The 23,598-nt window shown below is 64.1% G+C and carries 27 protein-coding genes; 16 read left to right on the top strand and 11 right to left on the bottom strand.

Annotated features, from left to right (window positions below):
- Positions 1 to 28 precede the first annotated feature (28 nt).
- On the bottom strand, positions 29 to 646 hold the full coding sequence (locus O4220_RS01570) for a LysE/ArgO family amino acid transporter (RefSeq protein ID WP_269601792.1): 618 nt from the start codon (positions 644 to 646) through the stop codon (positions 29 to 31).
- Between the two features lie 75 nt (positions 647 to 721).
- Here O4220_RS01570 and O4220_RS01565 point away from each other — a divergent pair, with 75 nt between their 5' ends.
- Positions 722 to 1,576: a LysR family transcriptional regulator ArgP gene (locus O4220_RS01565; protein ID WP_269601791.1), complete on the top strand. Its 855-nt coding sequence runs from the start codon at positions 722 to 724 to the stop codon at positions 1,574 to 1,576.
- 1 nt (position 1,577) lies between these two features.
- Here O4220_RS01565 and O4220_RS01560 read toward each other — a convergent pair whose 3' ends face one another.
- Together O4220_RS01560 and lat are read right to left on the bottom strand one after the other, a co-directional pair.
- On the bottom strand, positions 1,578 to 1,982 hold the full coding sequence (locus O4220_RS01560) for a hypothetical protein (RefSeq protein ID WP_269601790.1): 405 nt from the start codon (positions 1,980 to 1,982) through the stop codon (positions 1,578 to 1,580).
- A 68-nt stretch (positions 1,983 to 2,050) separates the two neighbouring features.
- The gene (gene lat / locus O4220_RS01555) at positions 2,051 to 3,379 is read right to left on the bottom strand and encodes an L-lysine 6-transaminase (protein WP_269601789.1); all 1,329 of its coding nucleotides are present in this window, start codon (positions 3,377 to 3,379) and stop codon (positions 2,051 to 2,053) included.
- Positions 3,380 to 3,503: 124 nt separating this feature from the next.
- Between lat and O4220_RS01550 the strand changes: the two genes are divergently transcribed.
- On the top strand, positions 3,504 to 5,039 hold the full coding sequence (locus tag O4220_RS01550; protein WP_269601788.1) for an aldehyde dehydrogenase family protein: 1,536 nt from the start codon (positions 3,504 to 3,506) through the stop codon (positions 5,037 to 5,039).
- Between the two features lie 16 nt (positions 5,040 to 5,055).
- Entirely contained in the window at positions 5,056 to 6,264 is a 1,209-nt protein-coding gene (locus O4220_RS01545) for a hypothetical protein (RefSeq protein ID WP_269601787.1), read from the top strand.
- Positions 6,265 to 6,494: 230 nt separating this feature from the next.
- On the opposite strand, the gene O4220_RS01540 is transcribed toward O4220_RS01545, so the two are convergent.
- Positions 6,495 to 8,177 carry a cutinase family protein gene (locus O4220_RS01540; protein WP_269601786.1) on the bottom strand — a complete coding sequence of 561 codons (1,683 nt, stop codon included), beginning with the start codon at positions 8,175 to 8,177 and terminating at the stop codon, positions 6,495 to 6,497.
- Positions 8,178 to 8,299: 122 nt separating this feature from the next.
- Here O4220_RS01540 and O4220_RS01535 point away from each other — a divergent pair, with 122 nt between their 5' ends.
- From O4220_RS01535 to O4220_RS01495, 9 genes are all read left to right on the top strand, one after another.
- The gene (locus O4220_RS01535) at positions 8,300 to 8,812 is read left to right on the top strand and encodes a GNAT family N-acetyltransferase (protein WP_269601785.1); all 513 of its coding nucleotides are present in this window, start codon (positions 8,300 to 8,302) and stop codon (positions 8,810 to 8,812) included.
- A 359-nt stretch (positions 8,813 to 9,171) separates the two neighbouring features.
- A complete protein-coding gene (locus O4220_RS01530) occupies positions 9,172 to 9,606 on the top strand; it encodes a hypothetical protein (protein WP_269601784.1) in 435 nt (144 codons plus the stop codon).
- A 23-nt stretch (positions 9,607 to 9,629) separates the two neighbouring features.
- The gene (locus tag O4220_RS01525; protein ID WP_269601783.1) at positions 9,630 to 10,064 is read left to right on the top strand and encodes a MarR family winged helix-turn-helix transcriptional regulator; all 435 of its coding nucleotides are present in this window, start codon (positions 9,630 to 9,632) and stop codon (positions 10,062 to 10,064) included.
- A gap of 29 nt (positions 10,065 to 10,093) precedes the next feature.
- The gene (locus tag O4220_RS01520) at positions 10,094 to 10,981 is read left to right on the top strand and encodes a hypothetical protein (protein ID WP_269601782.1); all 888 of its coding nucleotides are present in this window, start codon (positions 10,094 to 10,096) and stop codon (positions 10,979 to 10,981) included.
- Positions 10,978 to 13,164, top strand: a complete 2,187-nt coding sequence (locus O4220_RS01515; RefSeq protein ID WP_269601781.1) for a heavy metal translocating P-type ATPase — start codon at positions 10,978 to 10,980, stop codon at positions 13,162 to 13,164. Before O4220_RS01520 ends, O4220_RS01515 begins: the two co-directional genes overlap by 4 nt.
- 43 nt (positions 13,165 to 13,207) lie before the next feature.
- A complete protein-coding gene (locus O4220_RS01510) occupies positions 13,208 to 13,441 on the top strand; it encodes an RNA-binding S4 domain-containing protein (protein ID WP_032401604.1) in 234 nt (77 codons plus the stop codon).
- A complete protein-coding gene (locus O4220_RS01505) occupies positions 13,438 to 14,175 on the top strand; it encodes a class I SAM-dependent methyltransferase (RefSeq protein ID WP_269601780.1) in 738 nt (245 codons plus the stop codon). The genes O4220_RS01510 and O4220_RS01505 overlap by 4 nt, the downstream gene beginning before the upstream one ends.
- A complete protein-coding gene (locus tag O4220_RS01500; protein WP_269601779.1) occupies positions 14,172 to 15,689 on the top strand; it encodes an NAD(P)/FAD-dependent oxidoreductase in 1,518 nt (505 codons plus the stop codon). The genes O4220_RS01505 and O4220_RS01500 overlap by 4 nt, the downstream gene beginning before the upstream one ends.
- An 8-nt stretch (positions 15,690 to 15,697) precedes the next feature.
- Positions 15,698 to 16,153, top strand: coding sequence for a GNAT family N-acetyltransferase (locus O4220_RS01495; protein WP_269602239.1), 456 nt, complete (start codon positions 15,698 to 15,700; stop codon positions 16,151 to 16,153).
- A 51-nt stretch (positions 16,154 to 16,204) separates the two neighbouring features.
- Here the strand turns inward: O4220_RS01495 and O4220_RS01490 are convergent, their stop codons facing one another.
- Positions 16,205 to 16,378, bottom strand: coding sequence for a hypothetical protein (locus O4220_RS01490; RefSeq protein ID WP_269601778.1), 174 nt, complete (start codon positions 16,376 to 16,378; stop codon positions 16,205 to 16,207).
- 39 nt (positions 16,379 to 16,417) lie between these two features.
- Positions 16,418 to 16,867 carry an Hsp20/alpha crystallin family protein gene (locus O4220_RS01485; protein ID WP_170944665.1) on the bottom strand — a complete coding sequence of 150 codons (450 nt, stop codon included), beginning with the start codon at positions 16,865 to 16,867 and terminating at the stop codon, positions 16,418 to 16,420.
- A gap of 229 nt (positions 16,868 to 17,096) precedes the next feature.
- Here O4220_RS01485 and O4220_RS01480 point away from each other — a divergent pair, with 229 nt between their 5' ends.
- Together O4220_RS01480 and O4220_RS01475 are read left to right on the top strand one after the other, a co-directional pair.
- Positions 17,097 to 17,441 (top strand): ArsR/SmtB family transcription factor, encoded by a 345-nt coding sequence (locus tag O4220_RS01480; protein WP_269601777.1) that lies wholly within the window; start codon positions 17,097 to 17,099, stop codon positions 17,439 to 17,441.
- Entirely contained in the window at positions 17,438 to 17,932 is a 495-nt protein-coding gene (locus O4220_RS01475) for an SRPBCC family protein (RefSeq protein ID WP_269601776.1), read from the top strand. Before O4220_RS01480 ends, O4220_RS01475 begins: the two co-directional genes overlap by 4 nt.
- On the opposite strand, the gene O4220_RS01470 is transcribed toward O4220_RS01475, so the two are convergent.
- From O4220_RS01470 to O4220_RS01460, 3 genes are all read right to left on the bottom strand, one after another.
- The gene (locus O4220_RS01470; protein WP_269601775.1) at positions 17,902 to 18,921 is read right to left on the bottom strand and encodes a DUF5914 domain-containing protein; all 1,020 of its coding nucleotides are present in this window, start codon (positions 18,919 to 18,921) and stop codon (positions 17,902 to 17,904) included. The genes O4220_RS01475 and O4220_RS01470 overlap by 31 nt on opposite strands.
- A gap of 172 nt (positions 18,922 to 19,093) precedes the next feature.
- A complete protein-coding gene (locus O4220_RS01465; protein ID WP_269601774.1) occupies positions 19,094 to 19,405 on the bottom strand; it encodes an AzlD domain-containing protein in 312 nt (103 codons plus the stop codon).
- Positions 19,402 to 20,100: an AzlC family ABC transporter permease gene (locus tag O4220_RS01460; RefSeq protein WP_269601773.1), complete on the bottom strand. Its 699-nt coding sequence runs from the start codon at positions 20,098 to 20,100 to the stop codon at positions 19,402 to 19,404. Before O4220_RS01460 ends, O4220_RS01465 begins: the two co-directional genes overlap by 4 nt.
- Before the next feature lie 66 nt (positions 20,101 to 20,166).
- On the opposite strand from O4220_RS01460, the gene O4220_RS01455 reads away from it, so the two are divergent.
- Both O4220_RS01455 and O4220_RS01450 read left to right on the top strand, forming a co-directional pair.
- Positions 20,167 to 20,724 carry a helix-turn-helix domain-containing protein gene (locus O4220_RS01455; RefSeq protein WP_094692969.1) on the top strand — a complete coding sequence of 186 codons (558 nt, stop codon included), beginning with the start codon at positions 20,167 to 20,169 and terminating at the stop codon, positions 20,722 to 20,724.
- Positions 20,725 to 20,891: 167 nt separating this feature from the next.
- A complete protein-coding gene (locus tag O4220_RS01450) occupies positions 20,892 to 21,719 on the top strand; it encodes an SDR family oxidoreductase (protein WP_269601772.1) in 828 nt (275 codons plus the stop codon).
- Between the two features lie 85 nt (positions 21,720 to 21,804).
- Here the strand turns inward: O4220_RS01450 and O4220_RS01445 are convergent, their stop codons facing one another.
- Positions 21,805 to 22,413, bottom strand: a complete 609-nt coding sequence (locus tag O4220_RS01445) for a response regulator (RefSeq protein ID WP_269601771.1) — start codon at positions 22,411 to 22,413, stop codon at positions 21,805 to 21,807.
- A complete protein-coding gene (locus O4220_RS01440) occupies positions 22,414 to 23,553 on the bottom strand; it encodes a sensor histidine kinase (RefSeq protein WP_269601770.1) in 1,140 nt (379 codons plus the stop codon). It abuts the gene before it with no gap.
- Positions 23,554 to 23,598: the final 45 nt, after the last annotated feature.

Below are 23,598 nucleotides of genomic sequence, written 5' to 3'. Positions count from 1 at the left end.
CGTTGTACCGCGGATCAAGTATTCAGGTTCAGCCGAATACCAGCAACGCCGCGAGCGTGAGCATCATGATCCCGATCCCGAGGTCGAGGATTCGCCACGCCAACGGTCGCGCGAACAGCGGACTGAGCACACGTGAGCCGTAGCCGAGCGAGGTGAACCACAGCACGCTGCCCAGCATCGCGCCGGCGGCGAACCACCAACGCAGGTCTCCCGGCTGACGGTTACCGATCGAACCGAGGAACACGACGGTGTCGAGGTAGACGTGCGGGTTGAGCCAGGTCAGCGCCAGGCACGTCGCTACGGCTGCGATCAGCGAACCGCCCCCGTGCAGTTCGGTCGTCATCGTCGAGGGAGTGCGCGCGCGATTGAGAGCCATCAGTCCGTAGACGAGGAGGAACAGGGCACCGAGAACGGTCACGATGCGCAGAGCGACGGGGAAGCGGTCGACGAGTACCCCGATGCCGGCTACCCCGGCCAGGATCAGTACCGCGTCGGACAGGGCGCACACCGCCACCACCGGCAGCACGTGGGTGCGTTGCAGGCCTTTGCGCAGCACGAACGCGTTCTGTGTGCCGATGGCAACGATGAGCGAGAGACCCACGCCCAGCCCGGTGAGGGTCGATTGTGCGGCGGCAAGCGATGTCATGACTGCAACGCTAGGAGCACACGATGGTTAGGTCCAGCGAATGTATTTCAGGGATGATTAGCGTATCTTCATCTGATGGAGATCGAGCAGCTCAGGGCTCTGAAAGCGGTGGTCGACGGGGGAACGTTCGAGGCTGCGGCTCGCACACTGCACGTGACTCCGTCGGCGGTGAGCCAGCGAATCAAGTCCCTCGAGCAGTCATTGGGTCGAACGCTGGTCCAGCGAAGCAAACCGGTGGCGGCCACGCAGTCGGGTATCGCCGTGCTGCGTCTGGCGCGTCAGATCGATACCTTGACCGGACAGACTCGGGCCGAACTGAACGACGACGGAATCGCCGCTCCTGTCTCCCTTGCCGTCAACGCGGATTCGATGGCGACCTGGGTACTGCCTGTGCTCGCGCCACTGGCGTCCCAGACGACCTTCGACCTGCATCGGCAAGATCAGGATCGTACCGCCCAACTGCTGCACGACGGGATCGTCTCCGCCGCAATAACATCGGTGGCCGATCCGGTTCGTGGCTGCACCGTTCGACGCCTCGGTGCGATGCGCTACCGGCCGTCGGCTACGCCTGGATTCGTCGAGCGATGGTTCCCTGCAGGGGTGACGGCCGCTGCGCTGCGGGTCGCCCCGGTGGTGGTCTTCGACGCCGACGACCGGTTGCAGGACAACTACTTACAGCGATTCGATGTCGAACCGCACGAGCCGCCGCGGCACCTGGTGCCGGCCTCTGCGGACTACGCACGCGCCGTCGATCTGGGATTCGGCTGGGGCATGATTCCCGATCTGCAGGCGCGCGACTCGCTGAAGTGCTTCGACGACAATGGAATCGACGACGTGACGCTGTACTGGCAGCAGTGGTCGCTGTCTTCTCCCGCACTCCAGCGAGCAGCAGACGCCGTGGCAGCAGGTGCTGCGAGGATGCTGTTGTAGCTCAGGCCGGGTTATCGTTCGGCACGATCTGCGGCAGTCCGTCGCCGACGGGGTCCAGAATCGCCGCCGACCGGGCGCCCCACCGCTCGTGGGCCGACTGTCGTGTCATGCCGACTGCCGTTCCGATCGTCGCCCACGTTGCACCCTGAACCCTCAGCACAACAACGGTTTCGAGGCCGTCGAGCCCCGCTGCCAGTTGCACACGAAGACTCAGCAGATGCCACGCGAGGCTGCGTCGTGCGGGCAGGTCGGTCGATTGCTCGGCCTCCCATTCCGGTGTGCCCGGCAGGGGACCTGTGCCGATGATCTCGTCGGCAACCCGTCCGGCCTCGATGGCCGCTGCCGTCACAACCGCCTGCGTTGCCGTAGAGATATCCGCCTCGATTGCGAGGGTGATGGGATCCATGCTCGACCTCCTGAGTCAGGTACAGCCTGACAACGCAGATCCGGATTGTCAAGACTTCCCTGACAGTGTCAGAGCATGCTCAGCACCCGATCGATGGACTGGACGGCCTGGGTCAGCTCGGCTTCGGTGATCGTCAGTGCCGGACGGAATCGCACTGCCGCGTCGCCGCAGCCGAGAGCCAGCACATGTTCCTCGGTACGCAACAGCTCGATGACTCGGTCGCGGGTTGCGGCGTCGGGCAGGGAGAAGGCGCACATCAGGCCGCGTCCGCGTACCTCGGAGACCACGCTGTGCCGGGTTGCCAGCTCCTCCAGCATGGTCAGCAGCACCACCCCCAGCTTGCCTGCGCGGTCGATGAGCTTCTCGGACTCGACCACTTCCAGGATTCGACGCGACCGCACCATGTCGGTGAGGTTGCCACCCCACGTCGAATTGATGCGAGAGCTGACGGCGAAGACGTTGTCGTCGATGTCGTCGACGCGACCGCCGGCCATGACGCCGCAGACCTGAACCTTCTTGCCGAAGGCGACGATATCCGGAACGACGTCGAGCTGCTGGAAAGCCCATGCGGTACCGGTCATTCCAGCGCCGGTCTGCACCTCGTCCATGACGAACAAGGCATCGAACTCGTGGCAGAGGTCTCGCAACTTCTGCAGGAAGCGGGGCCGAAAGTGGTGATCTCCACCCTCGCCCTGGATGGGTTCGATGATGGCGCAGGCGATGTCGTGTGGATTGGCCTCGAAGGCCAGGCGTGCTGCCGCCAACGATGCATTCTCGAGTTCGTCCATGTTCGCGTCGGATCGGATGAACGGGGACGGGATGCGTGGCCAGTCGAATTTCGGGAAGCGGGCAACTTTGTTCGGGTCGGTGTTGGTGAGCGACATCGTGTAACCCGAACGGCCGTGGAACGCATGCTCGAAGTGCATCACCTGGGAGCCCAGTGATGGGTCCAGACCTTGACTTTCGTTCCAGCGTGACTTCCAGTCGAACGCCACCTTCAACGCGTTCTCCACTGCCAGTGCACCACCCTCGACGAAGAACAGGTGCGGCAATCGATCGTCACCGAGTACACGGGCGAACGTGTCGACGAACCGGGCCATGGGCACGGTGTAGATGTCGGAGTTGCTGGGCTTGTTCATCGCCGCCTGCATCAGATCCGCCCGGAACTCGGGGTCGTCGATCAGGGCCGGATGGTTCATGCCCAGGGCGTTGGACGCGAAGAACGTGAACAGATCCAGGTAGCGGGTGCCGTCCCTGGCGTCGACCAGGGTGGAACCGGTCGAGGCATCGAGGTCGAGGACCAGCTCGAAACCGTCGGCCAGTAGGTGTTCACCGATCACGTCGCGAACGTTGGAGGCGTCGATCGTCACTCCGGTGCGCTGTAATACTTGCGTCATGACGTCGAAGATACGCGTTAATATTCCGTAAGCAAGCCCAATACACAGGAAATTATACGGTTGTGACCCTCATCGGTAGGCTGATCTCCGACAGTTCGGTTCTCTTCACGGAAGGTGTACGCGCATGTCTGCATCCATCACCCACGACGAGTTGAGTGTGCGCACTCGCGCCATCCTCGACCGGCTGGGTGCGACGATCGCGCTCGACGCTCCCGCTGGACCCGACGCGATCATCGCGCGCTCGCCCATCACCGGCGGAAACTTGGCGACGCTGGCGTCTGCGTCGGCAGCCGACGTCGAAGGTGTCATCGCCGACGCGCGCACCGCGTTCGTATCGTGGTCGCAGGTGCCCGCCCCGGTTCGTGGCCAGGTGATCCGCGAACTGGGCGAACTGCTGCGCGTGCACAAGGATGATCTGGGCGCACTGGTGTCCATCGAGGCCGGCAAGATCGTCTCCGAGGGCCTCGGTGAGGTGCAGGAGATGATCGACATCTGCGACTTCGCCGTCGGACTCTCACGCCAGCTCTACGGCAACACGATTGCCACCGAGCGGCCCGGGCATCGCATGATGGAACAGTGGCACCCGCTCGGAGTCGTCGGCGTCATCACGGCCTTCAATTTCCCTGTGGCGGTATGGAGTTGGAATACCGCCCTCGCGCTCGTCGCGGGCGATACCGTCATCTGGAAGCCGTCGGAGAAGACTCCGTTGACTGCCGTCGGAGTGCAGGCACTGTTCGAGCGTGCTGCCGCCGCTGCGGGTGTGGACCCCAAGATCGCTCAGTTGGTGGTCGGTGGCCGCGCATCCGGCGAAGCGCTGGTGGACGATTCGCGCGTCGCACTGGTGTCGGCAACCGGTTCGACGAGAATGGGCCGGGCCGTCGCGCCGCGGGTCGCCGAACGATTCGGCCGGGTGCTGCTCGAACTCGGCGGCAACAATGCGGCGATCGTGACGCCGTCGGCCGATCTCGATCTGACGACGCGCGGACTGGTGTTCTCGGCGGCCGGAACTGCCGGTCAGCGCTGCACCTCGCTGCGACGCGTCATCGTGCATTCCTCCGTTGCGGACGAACTGGTCGGCAAGCTGGTGGCGGCGTACGAGACGCTGTCGATCGGATCTCCTCTGGCCAGTGACACTTTGGTGGGGCCGCTCATCGACGCGGGTGCTTTCTCGGGTTACCGGAAAGCCCTGCAGACCGCAGTGTCCGACGGCGGAACCGTCGTGGTCGGCGGCGAGCGCGTGAACGTGGTCGACGAGTACTCGTTCTATGTTCAGCCCGCGATCGTGACGATGCCCGCGCAGACCGACATCGTCAAGCACGAGACCTTCGCGCCCATCATGTATGTGTTGACGTACGAGACCTTGGACGAGGCAATCGCCTTGCACAACGATGTGCCGCAGGGGCTTTCGTCGTCGATCTTCACCACCGATCTGCGTGAAGCGGAGCGATTCCTGTCCGCCGCCGGTTCGGACTGCGGCATCGCCAATGTCAATATCGGACCCTCCGGCGCAGAGATCGGCGGTGCCTTCGGTGGTGAGAAGGAAACCGGCGGCGGCCGCGAATCCGGTTCCGACGCATGGAAGGCCTACATGCGCCGCGCGACCAACACCGTCAACTACTCCAACGAACTGCCCCTGGCGCAGGGAGTGAAATTCGGCTGACGGCATGATCGGCAGTATGAAAGTTCTGTCGATGCTCCTGGCCGGTCTTACCGTCGGCTACTCGATCAGCGTGATGGCCCTGCGAGAGCCGCTTCTGTACAACGACTTCGGCTTCGGTGCGTCGGCAATTGTCGACGGTGTGGTCGTGCTCGCCGTCGCTGCAGCAGTGAGCGCAGTGGTGTCGGCTCGCTCGGGTGGACGAGCCACCCCGTGGATCGCGGTGGGGGCGCTGCTGGTGATCGTCTTCGAATCTCTGGGCATGGCTTCGGGATTGCTGGGCGATTGGGCAGCAGCGCTGAGCGGTGGAGTGCTGCTCGGTGCGTCGGCAATCCTGTCTGCAACCCATCGCGGAGCGCAGGCGGCTCTGGCGCTCGGAGTCCTCGCCGCCGCGCGGGTGGGAGCCGAGCTAGGAACGTTGCTGACGAGCTCGTCCGGCCCGCAATTCGCCTGGGTGGTCGCCGGCCCCGAGGACGCGGTGGTGCCCGAGAGGGCTGCCATCGCCGTTGTCCTGGCCGTCTTCGCCGCGATATTTCTCGTTGCCGGATATCGAACCTCGTCGGTTGCAGCGTCGCAGGCGAGCACTCGGATGCTCGCGGTCGGTATTGCACTGCCCCTGGTCGCCGGCGGATTCGGTTGGTGGGCCAGTGAATACAGCGACAGCACCCTCGTATGGTTCCTTGCGCTCGCCGGGTTGACCGCCTCGGCGCTCGTTGCTGCCTGGCTCCTACCGAAGCGCGACGGCTCACTGATCCTGGTGTTGCTCGCCTCGTGGGCGGCCGGGGTGGGAGCCCTCAGTTTCCTCGACACGACCTACGCCTCGCTCGGATTCACGGTGCTGTTGCTGGCCGCAGGCGGGCTTGTCGCCTACCGCTTCCCGCAGATCTATCTCGGACTTCTCGCGCTACTGGTGCTCGCGGCCGCGAATCTCGCGCAGAGCTATCTCGGTGATCTCCCCGCCTCGCTCGTGCAGTGGGCGGTGCCGGTGATTGCCGGTTACGTCGTGGTCTCCGCCCTGCCCGCGGCTCCGACCTCGCTGGCCATCGGCATGACCGTCCCGTTCACCATGGTCCTGACGGTCACGATTTACGGGGGTAGCTATGGGGCGCTGGAGTCCGGGGCGGACTTCTTCGGGGGTTCTCAGCCGACCGAGACCGCGCTGGCCATCGGTGGCATCGTCGTGCTGTCGGTCTGCGCGGCTGGGGTGTGGTTGCTGCGTCGCAGATAGCGGTGGCAGTCTTGCCGCCGCTGGTGCTGGCGTTGCTCGCACCGCTTCTGATCGTGGGCATCGTGGTCCGGGGGTAGCTACGCGGCACGGCCTGAGTCGCGCCGGTCGGTCGCATGGAACCCGCGGCCGGTCAGTGAATGCGGCTGCGGCACTCTCGATGTGGAAACAGACGAGCCCGCCCACCCTATGACAGCGGTGGACGGGCTCGTGAGCGTTCTGCATGCACCGGGCTACGGTGCAGGTACAACCTCGGTGGTCGTGGGAACCGCAGTCTCGGGTGCTACAGCAGCGGGTGCTTCGGTCGGGGTGACGCAGACCGGCGGTGCTCCCTCGACGGGGGTCTCGCCATCGACGGGGACGGTGCACTCGGGGGTTGTGACCGGCTCGGACGCCGGTGCCGGTGCCGGTGCCTCTGCTGCGGGTGCAGGCACAACCGGAACCGTGGTGGTCACGACGGGCGTCGAGGTTGCGGGTGCAGTCGCCGTGGCCGTCGGAGTTGCCGTTGCCGACGTGGTCGCGGGTGCTGCTGCGATGGACTCGACCACTGCGCGTCCAGCCTTCTCCTGAACCTCTTTGGTCTTCACCGGCTCGCCCTTGTTGGCCTGCTCTGCCAGCTGGGTCAGCCATGCCGCGGCGTACTGCACCGAGGTCAAGGGCTTGCCGTTGGCGGCGTCGGCGTCACGCCAGTAATCGAAGTGGTGTCCCGATCCGGGAGCCAACGTCAGGCCGTACGGATCGTTCATGATCACCGGAACGGTGTTCTGGTTGGACGAGATGAACCCGGTGATCTCGCGGAAGATCTTCTGCGGCAGGTACACGAGGTCGATCATCTGACCGGTTTCGATCGGCTCCTGCTCGCCGTCGACCTTCGCCGAGACGGGAGTGGTGACTGCGCCGGGCTTGTAGTTGGGCTCGGACACCTTGATCAGCACGTCGAGGAATGTCTCGTCGCTCTGCATCCAGTTGGGCTGCGAGGCGATGTCGTTGAAGGCGTTGACTGCGATGCGCCCCAGAGCCAGTGCGAGATCGGCACCGGTGGCGGGGGTGAGCTGCTCGTTCTGCAACGCGTCGGCATTGACCTGGCGACCGACGTTGGCGGCCAGGTGGATCAGTGAGGTGTTCTCTGGGAGCGCGCAGGTGAGGTCGCCGTCGGAGCAGAAGGACGCGACCTTGCCGTCGAGTGCGCCGAAGCTGCCGGACGTGCCGGGCAATGCGCCCTGTCCGGGAATTGCGTTGTTGCCGTTCTGATATTTGGTGTCGAAGCCGTCCGGGTTGCTGAACGGGTTGTCGGCACCGGGGAACGGGCCCTCTCCGGCGACGCGGCCCGCATCGGCGAGAATGACGACCCCGACGACCTGTGAGGGGTCGATGATTCCGTACTTGCCGTCCTGAGGAACGGTCTGGTTCCCGATTTCCATCGCGGTGCGACGGGCGACGTCCGCGCCCTCGCTGTAGCCCACGATGGCGAAACGTGTCTGTGGGCAGGACTTCGAGATCTCACGGATGATGGTTTGCGAGTTGATGACACCGGTTTCGACGGAGTTTTCGTAGCTCGCCATGTTTGCTGGGTATTCCACGTAGACGGCTGCGTACGAATCGGCATCCACCTTCCCGATCGGCGCACGCACAGCCTGGTCGATCCAGTCGCTGGTGTAGTCGCCCGACATCGCTGCGGGAAGTCGCGTGCCGTCTGGAGTGGTGAGCCATTTGACGCCGTCGCGGGGTGTGTCGCTGCGTCCGCCGATGGCAATGCTGACCATGTCGTAGCACGTTGCCGTCGACACCAGCTCGATGGAGGCTTCGGTGGTGGTCGGTGTCGACCAAGGAGCTGCAACGACAACCCCGGCACCCAGTGCTCCGATAGCGAACGCGCTCAACGCAACGCGTGCACGCTTCGACTTGCCAACATTCATGTTTCGATCCCCATCGCTCACAGCCCGAACCGATTTACCCGACTGCAGTTGCCAGTGGGTTACCCGGCATTTCGTCCTCAGGATCGTTCGCGTTACAAAATGGGTGATCTACCGTCGTGCGCATGGCAATTCACCCCCAAATGACATCGATGGAATTCAGCCTGACCGACGGGTCGACGTGTGTCGTGCGCGAGGCGGTTGCATCGGACCTGGAGTCGATCGTGGCGCTGCTGGTCGACGACTCGTTGGGCGCGACGCGCGAAGTCGTCGACAACGTGGCCGGGTATCGCGCCGCCTTCGACGACATCTCGTCGGATCCACGGAACCTTCAGGTGGTCGTGGTGCACGGTGACGAGGTGGTGGCAACGCTGCAGTTGACCGTCATTCCGGGGCTGGCGCGCGGGGGAGCGCTGCGGGCGCAGATCGAAGCCGTGCGGGTGGCCGCGGCGTGGCGCAGTCGGGGACTCGGCGGTGCACTGATCAGGTGGGCGATCGAGGAAGCCACGCGGCGAGGGTGCGCTCTGGTGCAATTGACGTCCGACTCGCGTCGAGTGGACGCCCGCCGCTTCTACACCCGTCTGGGTTTTGCTGCCTCCCATGTCGGTTTCAAGATGACGATCGGAACTACCGGCTAGATACCCTGGGGGGAGGGTAAGTCCATCCATGCAAGACGGCAGGAACTCGACGCCCCCACCAAGCTCGTCGGATTCTTCGTGGGGATCGCGTTTCTGTTTCTCGTGGCACTGTTCGTCGGCGGCACGCGCGGACCCCGACGACCCGGCGGACACCGCGGCCGCGCACACCGGTCACGATTCGATGGCAGCGTCGACCTCGATTCCGGCCGGGCTACAGGCCACCCAGGACGGCTACACCCTCGGACTCGATCGATCCGTCGATGATCCGGTCTTGACGACGCCCACAGCGGCCAATAGTTTAATGATCGTACTATTGGTCTGGAGGGAGTCCCATGCCGCACACGAGGAACGCGCCGACAGTGTCTGCACCCACGTCGGTTCGGACCATTCACACGCTCCTGATTCTCATCGCATTGGCCCACAGTGCAATTCCGTTCGTCATGAACGCGCGTCGAGCGGAGCTGAGCGCCGAGATCGCAACCAAAAATCCGACGTTCGACATCAATACCGTCAACGAATCGGTTGCCATCGCCGTAAGGTCCGCTTCGGTATTTCATACCGTCGCGGTTGTTGTCTGCCTCGTAGGCATGTGGTCGCTCAGATCGAGGCGACGCTGGGCGGGACGGTTCCTTCTCGTGTCCCAAGCGATGTCGATCGCCTTCAGCGTCATTTCCTGGTCGTCCTCGGCGATGTTCCATGCGCTGATCCCGGTGCTGGACCTCGCTGCCCTGGCGGTGGTCGTGCTGGCGTGGTCGACATCCGCGCGTCACTTCTACAGGAACGGCCGCGAGTGAGTAATCGCAATCGACGTGCGAGGGTGGACTCGGTACTGAACGCGATGCGCCGTACGTCGGCGCTGTCGGTGTCGATGCGCCAGGCACTTGCACAACGATCCGGAATGCATGTCACCGACGCCGAATGCGTCGACTTGCTACGCGGCCACGACCGTCTGAGTGCCGGGGATATTGCACAGGCAACGGGGTTGTCGAAAGGTGCGGTGACCGCGCTGATCAAACGACTCCGGCACGCGGACATAGTGGTGACCCAGGTCGATGAATTCGACCGACGCAAAGTGTGGGTATCGGTCGACACCAACCGAATTTCCGCGATCGTCGAGGAATATCGGACAGTGGCCTCCGAGACCACTCGCATCCTCGACTCCTACGACGATGAACAGCTCGGTGTCATCGAGGACTACAACGAGCGCCTCGGCGATCTCTACGAACGGTTGAGCAACGACCAGCTGAGCTGATTTATACCCTGGGGGGGTAGGGTAGTGCCATGCGCAACGGACGGCAGGAACTCGACGCCCCCACCAAGCTCGTCGGATTCTTCGTGGGGATCGCGTTTCTGTTTCTCGCGGCACTGTTCGTCGGCGACACGATCGGGCCCGACGCCCAGGCGACCGCGGTCGCGTCACACACCGGCCACGACGCGCACGACGCGGCAGCCGCCTCGACCGCGATTCCGGCCGGGCTGCAGGCCACCCAGGATGGCTACACGCTCGAGCTCGATCGATCCGTCGCCCCGTCCGGCGCGGACGTACCGGTCGCCTTCACGATCAGCGGACCGAATGGGGCACCGCTCACCGACTACGACGACATGCACACCAAGGAACTGCACCTCGTTGTCGTGCGACGCGATCTGACGGACTTTCAGCACGTACATCCGGTGCGTGACGCGTCGGGGATGTGGTCGACGGCCCTCGATCTCGCGACGCCCGGCCCGTACCGTCTGTTCGCGGATTTCACTCCGGCCGGTGGGGAGAACATCACCCTCGGAACCGAGCTGACCGTTCCCGGCGACTATCGACCGCAGCCCCTGAGTCCACCGAATGTGACATCGAGTGTCGACGGTTATGACGTGACGCTCGCCGGTGCGGTCACCGCGGGCACGAACTCCACCGTTTCGCTGACCATCGAGCAGGAGGGGCGCGAGGTCACCGATCTCGAGCCCTACCTCGGTGCCTATGGACATCTGGTGGCCTTGCGGGCCGACGACCTGGCCTACCTGCATGTACACCCCGAAGAGGGGCCGCCGGGCCCGACGGTCGACTTCTCCGTCGACGCGCCCACCGCGGGAACATATGCGCTCTATCTGGACTTCCAGCACGGGGGCGTCGTGCACACAGCCGAATTCACCATCGAGGTACAGGAGGGGCAGGCATGAGCCAGGAAACAGAACTGATCCTCGGCGGCATGACCTGTGCGTCGTGCGCCAACCGCATCGAACGCAAGCTCAACAAGCTCGACGGGGTATCGGCGACGGTCAACTACGCCACCGAGAAGGCGCGCGTCACCAGTGACGGCGTGGCCACCGAGGATCTGATCGCCGCTGTCGAAGCCGCTGGGTACACCGCCACTGTGCCTGCCGCCGAGCCCGCGGAAGAACTCCCTACCGATCCGCTGAAACAGCGGTTGATCGTCTCGGCGGTGCTCAGCATTCCGGTGATCGCGATGGCGATGATCCCGGCCTTCCAGTTCACCAACTGGCAGTGGCTGTCGCTGACGCTCGCCGCTCCCGTCGTCGTGTGGGGTGCTCTACCGTTCCACCGTGCCGCGTGGACCAACCTGCGGCACGGCACCTCGACCATGGACACCCTCGTCAGCATGGGAACCCTTGCGGCGCTGGGATGGTCACTGTATGCACTGTTCTTCGGCACCGCAGGCACGCCCGGCATGACGCATCCGTTCGAGTTCACGATCGCGCGGACGGATGGGGCAGGCAACATCTACCTCGAAGCCGCGGCGGGAGTGACCACGTTCATTCTGGCGGGTCGCTGGTTCGAGAGCCGGTCCAAGCGGCAGGCCGGGGCGGCGCTGCGCGCCCTCATGGACCTCGGTGCCAAGACGGTCTCGGTCCTGAAAGGTGATGAAGAACAGCAGATTCCGATCGATCAGTTGGTCGTCGGAGATCTGTTCGTCGTTCGTCCGGGTGAGAAGGTAGCCACCGACGGCACCGTCGAGAGCGGCTCCTCGGCCGTCGACCGATCGATGCTGACGGGTGAATCCGTACCCGTGGAGGTCGGCATCGGCGACGCCGTGGTCGGTGCGACGGTGAACGTCGGTGGCCGAATCGTAGTGCGGGCAAGCCGAATCGGATCGGATACCCAGCTGGCACAGATGGCGAAGGCAGTCGAGGACGCGCAGACGGGTAAGGCGCAGGCACAGCGCTTGGCCGATCGCATCTCCGGCATCTTCGTGCCGATCGTCATCGCGATCTCGGTCGCCACGCTCGGGTTCTGGCTCGGCGCAGGCAGTTCCGCGGCCGGTGCGTTCACGGCTGCGGTCGCAGTGCTCATCATCGCGTGCCCCTGCGCGCTCGGATTGGCCACACCCACCGCGCTGATGGTCGGCACCGGCCGAGCCGCGCAACTCGGCATCCTGATCAAGGGCCCGGAGATTCTCGAATCCACGCGACGCGTGGACACCGTCGTACTGGACAAGACCGGCACCGTCACCACCGGGGAGATGACTCTGCAGTCGGTGCACGTGGCCGACGGCGAGGACGAGGAAGTGGTCCGTGCCGTGGCGGCGGCATTGGAGTCGGGTTCGGAACACCCCATCGCCCGAGCCATCGCGGGCCGGGCGTCGTCCCTGCCGGTCGAGGAGTTCACCGGCCTCGAGGGTCTCGGGGTGCAGGGTGTCGTCGACGGTCGCGCCGCAGTTATCGGCCGTCGCTCATTGCTGGCCGACTGGTCGATGCCGCTTCCGGCGGAGTTGGCAGATGCCTTCGAGACCGCCGAACGTCAGGGCCGGACAGCTGTGGCGCTCGGGTGGGACGGTAAGGCCCGCGGGGTACTGGTTGTGTCCGATTCGGTGAAGCCCACGTCGAAGCAGGCCGTCGCGGAACTGCGGGCACTGGGCCTGACGCCGGTGATGCTGACCGGCGACAACGAGGCCGCCGCCAGGGCCATCGCCTCCGAGGTGGGGATCGATCAGGTCATCGCGGGTGTGTTGCCGTCGGGCAAGGTGGACGCCGTCCGTGAACTGCAGGCGTCGGGCAAGGTCGTGGCGATGGTCGGCGACGGTATCAACGACGCGGCCGCGCTGGCCACGGCCGACCTGGGCCTCGCGATGGGGACCGGCACGGATGTAGCGATCGAGGCCAGTGACCTGACGTTGGTTCGAGGCGACCTGCGGGCCGTCGGCGATGCCATTCGGCTCTCGCGGCGCACACTGAGCACCATCAAGGGCAACCTGTTCTGGGCCTTCGCTTACAACGTCGCTGCCGTTCCGCTCGCCGCTGCGGGCCTGCTCAACCCCATGCTCGCCGGTGCCGCGATGGCGTTGTCCTCGGTGTTCGTGGTGAGCAACAGCCTGCGATTGCGCAGGTTCCGTTCCTCGATGTGACTCGTTGGTAGCAGCGAACGGCGCGCTAGTACAGGATGGAGCCATGTCCGACGCACACGATGTCCCCATTCGCGACGAATCGATCAGATTGGGTCAGTTCCTCAAGCTCGCCAACCTCATCGAATCCGGTGCGGAGGCGAAGGGCGTCATCGCCGACGGTCTCGTCAGCGTCAACGGGGACGTCGATGTGCGGCGCGGACGGCAGCTGCAGCACGGTGATGTCGTAACGGTCCAGGGTGGGCCCTCTGCCCGCGTGAGCAAGGAAGAGGCACTGTGAAGGTCGGTAAGAGCGGACTGCCGCGTAACGAAGTTCCCGGAGCATTCGACGTCGGCGCGAAGGCGTACGACCGACTCGTCGGAGCGAACCCCGGCTATCACGAACACCTGCTCAAGTCGGCTCAGCGCCTGCGGATCCCCGATCTCGGTGCGGGCCTCCGTCTGCTCGACATCGGTTGCGGCACGGGTGCATCCACTGCCGCGCTGCTCGAAGCCGCGCCGCATGCCGAGATCGTCGCTGCCGACGCGTCTGCCGAAATGCTCGAGGTGGCCCGCAGCAAGGACTGGCCGTCGAACGTGACGTTCGTGCACTCGCGGGTCGAAGATCTGGCGGTCAACGGGGTAGACGGCCCGTTCGACGCAATCCTGGCCGCGTACCTCATCAGAAATGTCGACGAACCCGATACAGAGCTCAAATCGCTGCTGTCGCTGCTGCGTCCGGGCTCGACGATCGCGTTCCACGAGTACTCGGTACACGATTCGCTCCGGGCCAGGATCTCCTGGAACGTGGTGAGTTGGGGCATCATCATTCCGCTCGGTTGGCTGGCGACGCGCGACGCCACCCTGTACCGCCACCTGTGGCGCAGCGTTGTGACTTTCGACGGCGCATCGGCCTTCATGCGGCGGATGCAGCGGGCGGGCTACACGAGTGTCGCCCGCGAGACGATGACCGGATGGCAGAACGGTGTGGTGCACACGTTCCTCGGCTCTCGTCCCGCGGAGGAAGAGCGTTGACCGACTCCAAGAAGGTCACTCATGCTGCGGTGCCGGGGTATTCCGATGCCGGTCAGCTGGCCGACGTTCCACATGTGGTGGTGGTCGGCGGCGGTATCGCGGGACTGAGCGCCGCGACTGCCCTGGCCGAGCGCGGCGTGAAGGTGCACGTGGTCGAGCGCGAGAGCTACCTCGGCGGCCGCGTCGGCGGGTGGAAGACCACGCTCGAGGACGGCTCGCCCGCGACCATGAGCCGCGGCTTCCACGCATTCTTCCGGCAGTACTACAACCTCCGGAACCTGTTGCGCCGCACAGATCCGGGGTTGGCGCGGTTGCGCCCGGTCGACGACTACCCGCTGATCGACGGCGACGGCCGAATCGACGGATTCAAGGGGTTACCGGATACGCCGCCGCTCAACGCATTCGCCTTCGTCAAGCGAAGTCCGACGTTCCGGTGGAAAGATCTCACCGACCTCAACGGCATCGCGGCACTGCCGCTGATGACGGTGAGTGTGCCCAAAACCTTCGACGAGCTCGATACCACTCCGGCAGCGGAGTTCTTGCGTAACATCAACTTTCCCGAGGCGGCGCGCCATCTGGCGTTCGGGGTGTTCTCTCGCAGCTTCTTCGCCGATCCCGAGAAGATGTCTGCCGCCGAGCTGGCGATGATGTTCCACATCTACTTCCTGGGTTCTTCCGAGGGGCTGATCTTCGACGTCCCCCGCGACGCCTACCCACAGGCCCTGTGGAATCCGCTGGGTGAGTATCTCACCGGGCTCGGAGTCGAGATCAGAACGTCGACACCGTGTGGTGAGATCACCCGCGGCGGACTGCGTAAATTCCGCGTGGATGCCGGCGGAATCATCGATGCCGACGCCGTGGTCCTTGCCACCGACATCGCCGGGTTGCAACGAGTGCTCGAGCAGTCACCCGAACTCGGGACGCCCGATTGGCGCAAACAGATTGCGGCGCTGCAGAACACACCGCCGTTCCTGGTGCACCGAGTATGGCTGAGCAAGCCCGTCGACGCAGATCGCCCCGCCTTCATCGGCACCGGCGGAATGCCGCCGATCGACAACATCAGTGTGCTCGAACGGTTCGAGGACGAGGCCGCGCAGTGGGCTGCCCGCACCGGCGGCTCCGTCGTCGAACTGCACGCCTACGCTGCCGAGGAATCCGAGGAGGTCACGCGGCAGCAGCTGATGGATCGGATGCACGAGATCTATCCGGAAACGGCTGCTGCAGAGGTGATTGCGGAACGGTCAGAATGGCGAGACGACTGCCCCATGTTCGGACTCGGAGCGTTCGCCGAGCGGCCTACGGTCCGCACTCCCGAACCTGCACTGGTCCTCGCGGGCGACGGCATCCGTATCGATCTGCCGGTGGCGTTGATGGAGCGCGCGGCGACGACGGGGTTGCAGGCTGCAAACACTCTTCTGTCGAGTTGGGGCATCGCCGGTCATGACATCGAAACAGTGCCCACCAGTGGAAGATTCAAGATGTTCGACGCTATCGAACGACTCATGAATCGGTGACGTCGGAGATGCGGATCGAGGTGGACGATCTGGCGCGTCCGGAAGTGCGTGCATTGCTCACCGAGCATCTCGCGGACATGCACGCCACCTCGCCTGCCGAAAGTGTGCACGCTCTCGATCTGTCCGGTCTGAGCGGACCGGATGTCAGCGTGTGGACTGCCTGGGCGGTGGAAGCACTGCTGGGGATCGTTGCTTTGAAGGAGCTTTCACCCGATCACGGTGAGCTGAAGTCGATGCGCACGTCGGCGGCGGCGCGAGGTCGCGGTGTGGCGTCGAGTCTGCTCGTTCATGTTGTCGACGATGCGCGTCGACGCGGGTACGGCCGGGTGAGCCTGGAAACGGGAACCCAGGATTACTTCGCCGCCGCTCGCAGGTTGTACATGCGCCACGGATTCGTCGAGTGTCCGCCCTTCGCGGACTACGTGCCGGATCCGTCGAGCACGTTCTTTTCGTTGTCGCTGTAGGGTTTCCGATGAGAAGGGCCGGCACCGACTGTTCGGTGCCGGCCCCTCTCGTCATGCTGCTTGCTGGGTATGCGGGTAGATATCGTCGTCGAGAGGCTCGGCTCGACATTGATCGAGCACATCAGCCGTCGAGCATTCCCTCATGCTCGTCTCGACGCCTACCACCGTGCGCCACCACTGCTCACGATCGGTCGATTCCGCCCACACCACTGCATCGGATTCCATTGCGCATCAACCCCACTGCCGTGTCGTGGTCGGTTCGATTCAGGCCGGCTCGTGTTCGATGGACTTCTGCTCGCTGGTCGACTCGGTGCGAGCGATGTCGATCTTTCGAGGCTTCGCACGCTCTGCGAGCGGAATCGTCACCGACAGAACGCCGTTGTCGTAGGACGCAGCGATACGCTCGGTGTCGACGCCGTCACCGAGTGAGACCTGACGACGATAGGTTCCGGCGAAGCGCTCCGACGAAATCCACTGCACACCAGAGCTTTCCGGTACCGAACGATGGGCGGTGAGCGTCAAGGTGCCGCGATCGACGTCGACGTCGATGGACCCCGGGTCGATGCCTGGCAGATCGGCACTGAGTACGTAGTGATCATCGACCTTGTACAGATCCATCGGCATGAATCGTGGGGCGCGGTCCGAACCGGAAGAGACACCCAGCATCGCCGAGGCCAGTGAATCGACGTCACGGAACGGATCGAATCGAAGCACAGCAACCACCTCCTGTACGCAGATGCGCTCACCCCTGTGGTGAGTCGCTCCTCAAACTGTGCAGAACAGAAATTAGCACTCTCATAGCCGGAGTGCCAAGAGTCCTCGGGCAATTTCTCGAGAAATTTTCAGCTCCAATAGTGCTGCGGCGCATACAGGGTCGAGTTAGTACGTGGCGTCGCGGACACTTAGCCCTTGCGTTAAGTGTCGAGCTTCGATAGTGTGCCTTATGGCTCAGCATTCGGAAGTTCTCGACGACGTTTTCCAAGCCTTGGCCGATCCGACGCGGCGCGCAGTTCTGGGTCGGCTCGGGTCGGGACCGGCAACTGTGGGCGAGCTCGCCGAACCGTTCGACATGACCCTGCCGTCCTTCATGAAGCACATTCGTCTACTCGAGCGCAGTGGCTGGATAAGCACGCGCAAGGTCGGTCGAGTGCGCGCATGCACGATCGAACGATCGAACCTGGATGCGGCCGGAAGCTGGCTGCAGGAACAGCGGGCCGTCTGGGAATCTCGCACCGATCGCCTCGAACAATTCGTCACCGACACCTCGAAAGAAAGTGAAGCGCAATGACATCGATCGATCCTGCTCTGGACCTGACCATCTCCCGCGTCATCAAGGCACCACGCGCAGCAGTCTGGAGTGCGTGGACGGACCCGTCCAAATTCGAGAAGTGGTGGATTCCCGCTCCCGCGCTGTGCCGCGTCGATGCCTGGAATCCGAAGCCCGGTGGCGCATTCCGCACACTGATCAGCGAATCCGGCGGTCCTTACGAGCCTCATATCGACGGTTGTTTCCTCGCCGTCGACGACGGTGAGCGCATCGTCTTCACGAACTCACTCGTCGAGGGATGGCGGCCCGCACCGCAGTTGTTCATGACCGCGGTAATCACGTTCACCGATCATCCCGACGGAACGGACTACCGCGCCCACGTGATGCACCGCAACGAAGAGGACCGAAGGATGCACGAGGAGTATGGTTTCTATGACGGATGGGGAACCGTCATCGGTCAACTCGCTGAGTTCGTCGAGGGTCAGGCCCGGCCCGTCGAGCGCAGCTCGTAGCGGCGTTCGGCGTAGTCGAGATCGTCCTTCCACAAGCGTGCGGCGGTGAAGTTCATCGCCGGACGCAGCAGCCCGGATACCTTGCGCGCCATCTGGAATCCCGGGCGATCGGAGCTGGCGATCGTGGCTTCGATGACGGCGGTACGCGGCGTGCCGTCGGCTGCTGGAGCCAGTGGCGTCGCATGCGTTTCCACGACGCTGCCCGCACCTTCGCCGTCGAGGATGCGCATGACGATGGTGCGGGGACCGGGGCAGACGAACTCGGCCCGTACCGGAACTCCGACGCCACGACTGACTCTGAAGGTCACGTCGACGAGAAAGCGATCGTCCTCGTCGGGCACGTCGATCTCGGTGGGCGCGCTGACGACCTTCAGTCTTGCGAACGAGTACGGGTGGAACCACGCGCCGTGCCAAGGATCGAGGCGATTGGCGATGATGTCGTCGGGCTCGCACTTGCCGACGAGAGTGACCACGCCTGCGATGGCGGTCGAAGCGGGCGGGCGGATCGGGACTACGGGGACGGGCGTCGGCTCCTCACCGCCGAGCTCGTCGAGCCGCACCCACACCAGAACTCCATCGTCGAATGCGGGAACCGGACGCCATCCCGCCTTGCCCTTCGGGCCGAGCGCCAGACCGTGCCAGCGACAGACCAACGTGTCGCATTCGATCTTCGCGGTGTCCAGCGCGGCGCCGAGGTGCGGACACGCGCCGGGGCCGATATGTACTTTGCCTGCCGAGTCGCGCCAGGCAACGAGTTCGGTGGTGCCGACGTAGCGTCCGAACGGCTTGTCGGCCTTGATGTCGCGACTGGCAGCGAACACGAACCAGTTACCCGAGGTCCGCGTCTTCGCACGTTTGAGAGCAGACTCGATGACCTGGGGATTCGCACCCTTCCAGGTGGGCTCCTGCTTGGCCCACGACTCCGACGGCAACGGCTGCAGAGGCATCGTCTTCGGCCACCGTCGTCGTACTGCATCCAGCGCGGTCATTGCTGCTCCCAAAGTCGACAGTCGTTTTCCCGTGTTCCTCTTCCATTGTTCCCGTTCCGATGTACTCAATGTGACATCTGGTGGCCTTTTCGGGGGTCAATGTCACATCGAGTGGACTTGGGTGTCGGTGTTCGCGAGCGTGCGGGAGGGATTTGGGTTCGTGAGTGGATGGTCAATTGACGCCGATCCAGCGCAGCCCCGCAGTGGTTGCTGCTGCGGCGATCACGATGACGACGAAGGGTGCTTTTCGCCAGGCGAGTATGCCCGCGACTGTGACGCCGATCGGGGCAGCGAAGCCCGCGAAGTCCTTGCCCACGAGCAGGGTGGAGGTGGCGACCAACGCGACGAACACGACGGCAACGGATGTGTTCATAACCCTGTCGATGCGCGGCGAGATGGTGATTCGCGTGCGCAGTGCCGGCCCAGCGATGCGGAGTGCGTAGGTGCCGACAACCAGTGCAATCAGCGGGATCATGAGGTTCATGCGGGTTCCTTCTGTGGGCCAGGAGCAGTGGAGAGCATGGCCGGAACGACGGCGATCAACGAGAGCAGTACCGGGAGCCCGCTCGGCAGGAACATCGAGGCGATCAGGGCGATCACTGCGCCGACGAGGGCGGCATTGCGCGTAGCTCGGTCTCGGAGGGCAGGCATGATCAGTCCCAGCAGAATGGCCGGGAACGCGGCATCGAGTCCGAGTGCCGCCGTGTCGGTGATCGCTCCACCGGCGAGGGTGCCGATTGCAACGCCGATGTTCCAGGTGACGAACAGTCCGATTCCGCACAGCCAGAACGCTGTTCGACGGCTCGATTCGTCCTTTTCTACGACGGTGAAGGCGACGGCTTCGTCGGTGATGAGATGCGTGCCCAGAAGTCGCTTCAGCGGTGACACGTTCTCGAACACAGCTCCGATGGAGAAGCCGAGTGGAACCAGACGGACGTTGGCGAGCAAGGCGCTCGCGACTGCGGCGACGGGGTTACCGCCGACGGCCAGGATGCCGACGAAGATGAATTGTGACGAGCCCGCGAAGACGACCAGCGACATCACCACCGGTAGCCACAGCGGTAGGTCGGCGGCCACGGAGATCGCACCGAACGAGGCTCCGACGAGGGCATCGGCCAGACAGACCAACGCGATGTCGCGGATGTTCACCCCCTGCAGGGTTCGCCATGTCGAACGCATGATCGTTATAGTGGACGATGTTAAGCTGTTCGTCAAATCAAACGCACGTACCGATGGAGTGAACGAATGGCGGACGCCGGACCACCGATCGCAGCCATCGCTGCCGCTCTGCAGCAGGAGCGGCGACGCGTCGGCCTCTCGCTGGCTGAGGTGGCGCGCCGCGCTGGAATTGCGAAATCAACTCTGTCGCAACTGGAATCGGGTACGGGGAATCCGAGTCTGGAAACTCTGTGGGCCCTCAGTGTCACCCTGGAGGTGCCGTTCTCCAGACTGGTCGAGCCGGCGAAACAGTCGGTCCGACTGATCCGTGCAGGGGAGGGGCCGAGATTCGCGTCGGACCGGGCGGATTACTCCGCGACGCTGCTGGCGTCGTCTCCACCGAACGCGCGACGAGACATCTATCTGGTCAGCGCGGACGTCGGCGAGCCGAGGCGCTCGGACCCCCATTCGCCCGGTGTGGTCGAGCACGTTGTGCTCAGCGCCGGACGAGCCCTGGTGGGGCCAGTGGGCGAGGCAGTCGAGCTGGCACCCGGCGACTATGTCGCCTACCCCGGCGACGCGCTGCACATCTTCGAGGCGCTGGAGCCGAACACCATGGCGGTCATGATCACCGAACACAGCTGACGTGCGGGGAATAGTCGGCGACGGCACCTCGTTGGACTCTTCTGACGGCGTTCGCTTGGCAAGCCCCGGGCCTCACCCCATTTGTCGCTTCGAGCGACCACTCGCCGAGAGGCGTTTGCAGCGGACGTCGTCCCTACTTTTGTCCGTGTAGCGAAGGGACGAGATTCATGACAGCCAAGACGTGGTTCATCACCGGTACATCCAAGGGATTCGGACGCGAGTGGGCGATCGCAGCTCTCGACCGTGGCGACCGGGTCGCAGCGACTGCTCGCAACACCGACAGTCTGAAAGATCTCCAGGAGCAGTACGGCGACGCGATCCTGCCGATCGAACTGGATGTGAACGACCGTGCCGCTGACTTCGCGGCAGTCCAACAGGCCTACGACAATTTCGGCTCACTCGACATCGTCGTCAACAACGCCGGCTACGGCCAGTTCGGCATGATCGAGGAACTCTCCGAGGAAGATGCTCGGGCGCAGATCGAGACGAACGTCTTCGGAGCGCTATGGGTTACGCAGGCGGCGCTGCCGTTCATGCGTGAGCAGGGGAGTGGCCACATCTTGCAGGTGTCGTCCATCGGCGGAATCTCCGCATTCCCGAATGTCGGTGCCTACCACGCCTCCAAGTGGGCCCTCGAGGGATTCAGTCAGGCGTTGGCCCAGGAGGTCGAGGACTTCGGTATCCACGTGACGCTGATCGAGCCGGGTGGGTTCTCCACCGACTGGTCCGGCCCGTCGGCCAAGAAGTCCACCGACATCGCCGCGTACGACCCGATTCGGGACAAGGCTGCGAAGCTGCGCAGTGCACGGCAGGCAACTCCCGGTGATCCGAGCGCAACACGGTCGGCACTACTCAAAGTGATCGACGCCGAAAAGCCGCCATTGCGAGTCTTTTTCGGCGATGCTCCGCTGCAGATCGCGACAAAGGACTACGAGTCGCGACTGGCCAACTGGCGCGAATGGCAGCCCGTGGCCGTCGAGGCACACGGAGGCTGAGTCTTCAGCGGACCTGAGGGTTCACGATCGCATCCGATCGGCGGCTTCCCGCGCATCGAGGTCGATCGTGAACCACCGAGTGCGTCTAGAGCCACCCGTTTTCGCGTGCGGTGCGGATGGCCTCGAGTCGACTGGTCGAGCCCAGCTTGGTGATGGCACTGGAAAGGTAGTTGCGCACGGTTCCGGGGCTGAGGAACAAGCGTTCGGCGATGGACTTGGTCGACAGTCCCGCGTCGACCAATCGAAGTACGTCGAGTTCGCGGTCGCGCAGCGGATTCGGTCCGGCGCGCAGTGCCTCGGCGGCCAGCGCCGGATCGATCACAGTGTGCTTGGAGACGACAGCCTTGATGCCGTCGAGCAGATGCAGTGCATCGGTGGACTTGAGCAGATAGCCGTTCGCGCCGGCAGCAAGAGCGTCGTGCACATGTCCGCTACCGGGTAGCGCGGTCAGCAGCAGAACCGGAATTGCGACCCCTGCTCCACGCAGGTCGGCGGTGGCCTCGATACCGGTCATCCCCGGCATGTCGATGTCCATGAGGATGATGTCCGGAGTCAGCTCGGTTGCGGCGGCGCGTACCTCGTCGCCGCGGGCCACTCGTCCGACCACCTCGATGTCGGGGTCGGTGGACAGCAATACCTCGAAGGCTTCGGCCAGCAGAGCCACGTCCTCGGCCAGCAACAGCCTGATTGCCACTTACTCCCCCTTGCTCAGCGGTATTCGAGCCAGCACGACGAATTCTCCGTCAGAGGTGCAGTCCGTTGTGAATTGCCCCCCGAGTTGGAACACCTGATCCGTCAGGTCTGCAATGCCCGTTCCCTTACCGCTGATCCCTCCACGGGTGACGCCGTCGTTGGTGAATTCCAGGACGTGTGCCTCGGACTCCTGAGCTACGTGCACCGAACAACGACGCGGATGCGCATGCTTGAGCATGTTGGTCGACGCCTCCCGCACGATTGCCGCGAATACCCGATCCACGTCCCCGTCTTCCGGCGGTTCGACTGCCGCGTGGCAGACGATGTCCAGGCGGGCGCACATGGCTTCGACCGTCGCGAGTTCGGAGGCCAGGTCGGTCAGAATCGGTCCGGTGGTCAGCCGTCGAAGATCTGCCTGACCGGCACTGAGCACCTGATGCACGTGGTCCAGCTGCTCGCGTGCACGATCCGGGTCGACAGTGAACAGCTGGATCGCAGCTTGATTACGAAGCAGGGCGGTCACGAGAGTCCGGCCGATGACGTCGTGCAGATCCCGCGAAATTCGGTGCCGTTCGGCGTCCACCTGCAATCTGGCTACCTCCTCTCGTGAGATGTGAAGTGCGATGAGTGATCGGGCGAGTTCGGAGAAGGCGATCAGGACCGCCGACAGTCCAGCGGTGAGGAGCGAGATTCCGAATGCCTGGAGGAGGTAATCCCGATCGACGTCGACGGTGACCGCAGTTGCCACGGCGAAGACTGCAACGACGACGACCGCTGACCGACGCCCTCGGACCAGCGTGGCCGCAATCGCAACGGACATACAACAGGTTTCCCAGGTCTCCGACAGAGGGACGTTGACGATGCCCAGCGGAATCGCTGCCCAGGCTGCATAACGCAGTCTCGGACTCTGGCGGTTGTAAGCAATTGCACGCTGTGCTGCAACCAAAATGAGAGCGACGAAGACGATGATTGCGGCTGAGCAGAAGGCCGCCGGGACTCCGATGACCGGAGTTTGATCTCGTACCGACGACAGTGCGAGGAACGACTGCAGTCCGAGGACGAACCAGGTCGCTGCAAAGGCCACCGCGGCTTTGGGAAAGTGTGTCTCGTCCGGCTTGTATCTCGGCTTCTCATCGTTCACTGCTGTCGCCCCCTCGAGACTCGGTCGAGACTATCGGAGACTTTC

It is taken from the genome of Rhodococcus ruber, assembly GCF_027270735.1.
Lineage (GTDB): Bacteria > Actinomycetota > Actinomycetes > Mycobacteriales > Mycobacteriaceae > Rhodococcoides > Rhodococcoides rubrum_A.
Note: the sequence above shows the minus strand (reverse complement) of the source record. Positions and strands in the feature narration are given on the sequence as shown.

What these genes read in the sequence shown, in the direction of transcription:
- O4220_RS01570 (WP_269601792.1), bottom strand. Translation starts at nt 646, where the DNA reads ATGACATCGCTTGCCGCCGCACAATCGACCCTCACCGGGCTGGGCGTG.
- O4220_RS01565 (WP_269601791.1), top strand. Translation starts at nt 722, where the DNA reads ATGGAGATCGAGCAGCTCAGGGCTCTGAAAGCGGTGGTCGACGGGGGA.
- O4220_RS01560 (WP_269601790.1), bottom strand. Translation starts at nt 1,982, where the DNA reads ATGGATCCCATCACCCTCGCAATCGAGGCGGATATCTCTACGGCAACG.
- lat (WP_269601789.1), bottom strand. Translation starts at nt 3,379, where the DNA reads ATGACGCAAGTATTACAGCGCACCGGAGTGACGATCGACGCCTCCAAC.
- O4220_RS01550 (WP_269601788.1), top strand. Translation starts at nt 3,504, where the DNA reads ATGTCTGCATCCATCACCCACGACGAGTTGAGTGTGCGCACTCGCGCC.
- O4220_RS01545 (WP_269601787.1), top strand. Translation starts at nt 5,056, where the DNA reads ATGAAAGTTCTGTCGATGCTCCTGGCCGGTCTTACCGTCGGCTACTCG.
- O4220_RS01540 (WP_269601786.1), bottom strand. Translation starts at nt 8,177, where the DNA reads ATGAATGTTGGCAAGTCGAAGCGTGCACGCGTTGCGTTGAGCGCGTTC.
- O4220_RS01535 (WP_269601785.1), top strand. Translation starts at nt 8,300, where the DNA reads ATGGCAATTCACCCCCAAATGACATCGATGGAATTCAGCCTGACCGAC.
- O4220_RS01520 (WP_269601782.1), top strand. Translation starts at nt 10,094, where the DNA reads ATGCGCAACGGACGGCAGGAACTCGACGCCCCCACCAAGCTCGTCGGA.
- O4220_RS01515 (WP_269601781.1), top strand. Translation starts at nt 10,978, where the DNA reads ATGAGCCAGGAAACAGAACTGATCCTCGGCGGCATGACCTGTGCGTCG.
- O4220_RS01510 (WP_032401604.1), top strand. Translation starts at nt 13,208, where the DNA reads ATGTCCGACGCACACGATGTCCCCATTCGCGACGAATCGATCAGATTG.
- O4220_RS01495 (WP_269602239.1), top strand. Translation starts at nt 15,698, where the DNA reads ATGCGGATCGAGGTGGACGATCTGGCGCGTCCGGAAGTGCGTGCATTG.
- O4220_RS01490 (WP_269601778.1), bottom strand. Translation starts at nt 16,378, where the DNA reads ATGGAATCCGATGCAGTGGTGTGGGCGGAATCGACCGATCGTGAGCAG.
- O4220_RS01480 (WP_269601777.1), top strand. Translation starts at nt 17,097, where the DNA reads ATGGCTCAGCATTCGGAAGTTCTCGACGACGTTTTCCAAGCCTTGGCC.
- O4220_RS01475 (WP_269601776.1), top strand. Translation starts at nt 17,438, where the DNA reads ATGACATCGATCGATCCTGCTCTGGACCTGACCATCTCCCGCGTCATC.
- O4220_RS01470 (WP_269601775.1), bottom strand. Translation starts at nt 18,921, where the DNA reads ATGACCGCGCTGGATGCAGTACGACGACGGTGGCCGAAGACGATGCCT.
- O4220_RS01465 (WP_269601774.1), bottom strand. Translation starts at nt 19,405, where the DNA reads ATGAACCTCATGATCCCGCTGATTGCACTGGTTGTCGGCACCTACGCA.
- O4220_RS01460 (WP_269601773.1), bottom strand. Translation starts at nt 20,100, where the DNA reads ATGCGTTCGACATGGCGAACCCTGCAGGGGGTGAACATCCGCGACATC.
- O4220_RS01455 (WP_094692969.1), top strand. Translation starts at nt 20,167, where the DNA reads ATGGCGGACGCCGGACCACCGATCGCAGCCATCGCTGCCGCTCTGCAG.
- O4220_RS01450 (WP_269601772.1), top strand. Translation starts at nt 20,892, where the DNA reads ATGACAGCCAAGACGTGGTTCATCACCGGTACATCCAAGGGATTCGGA.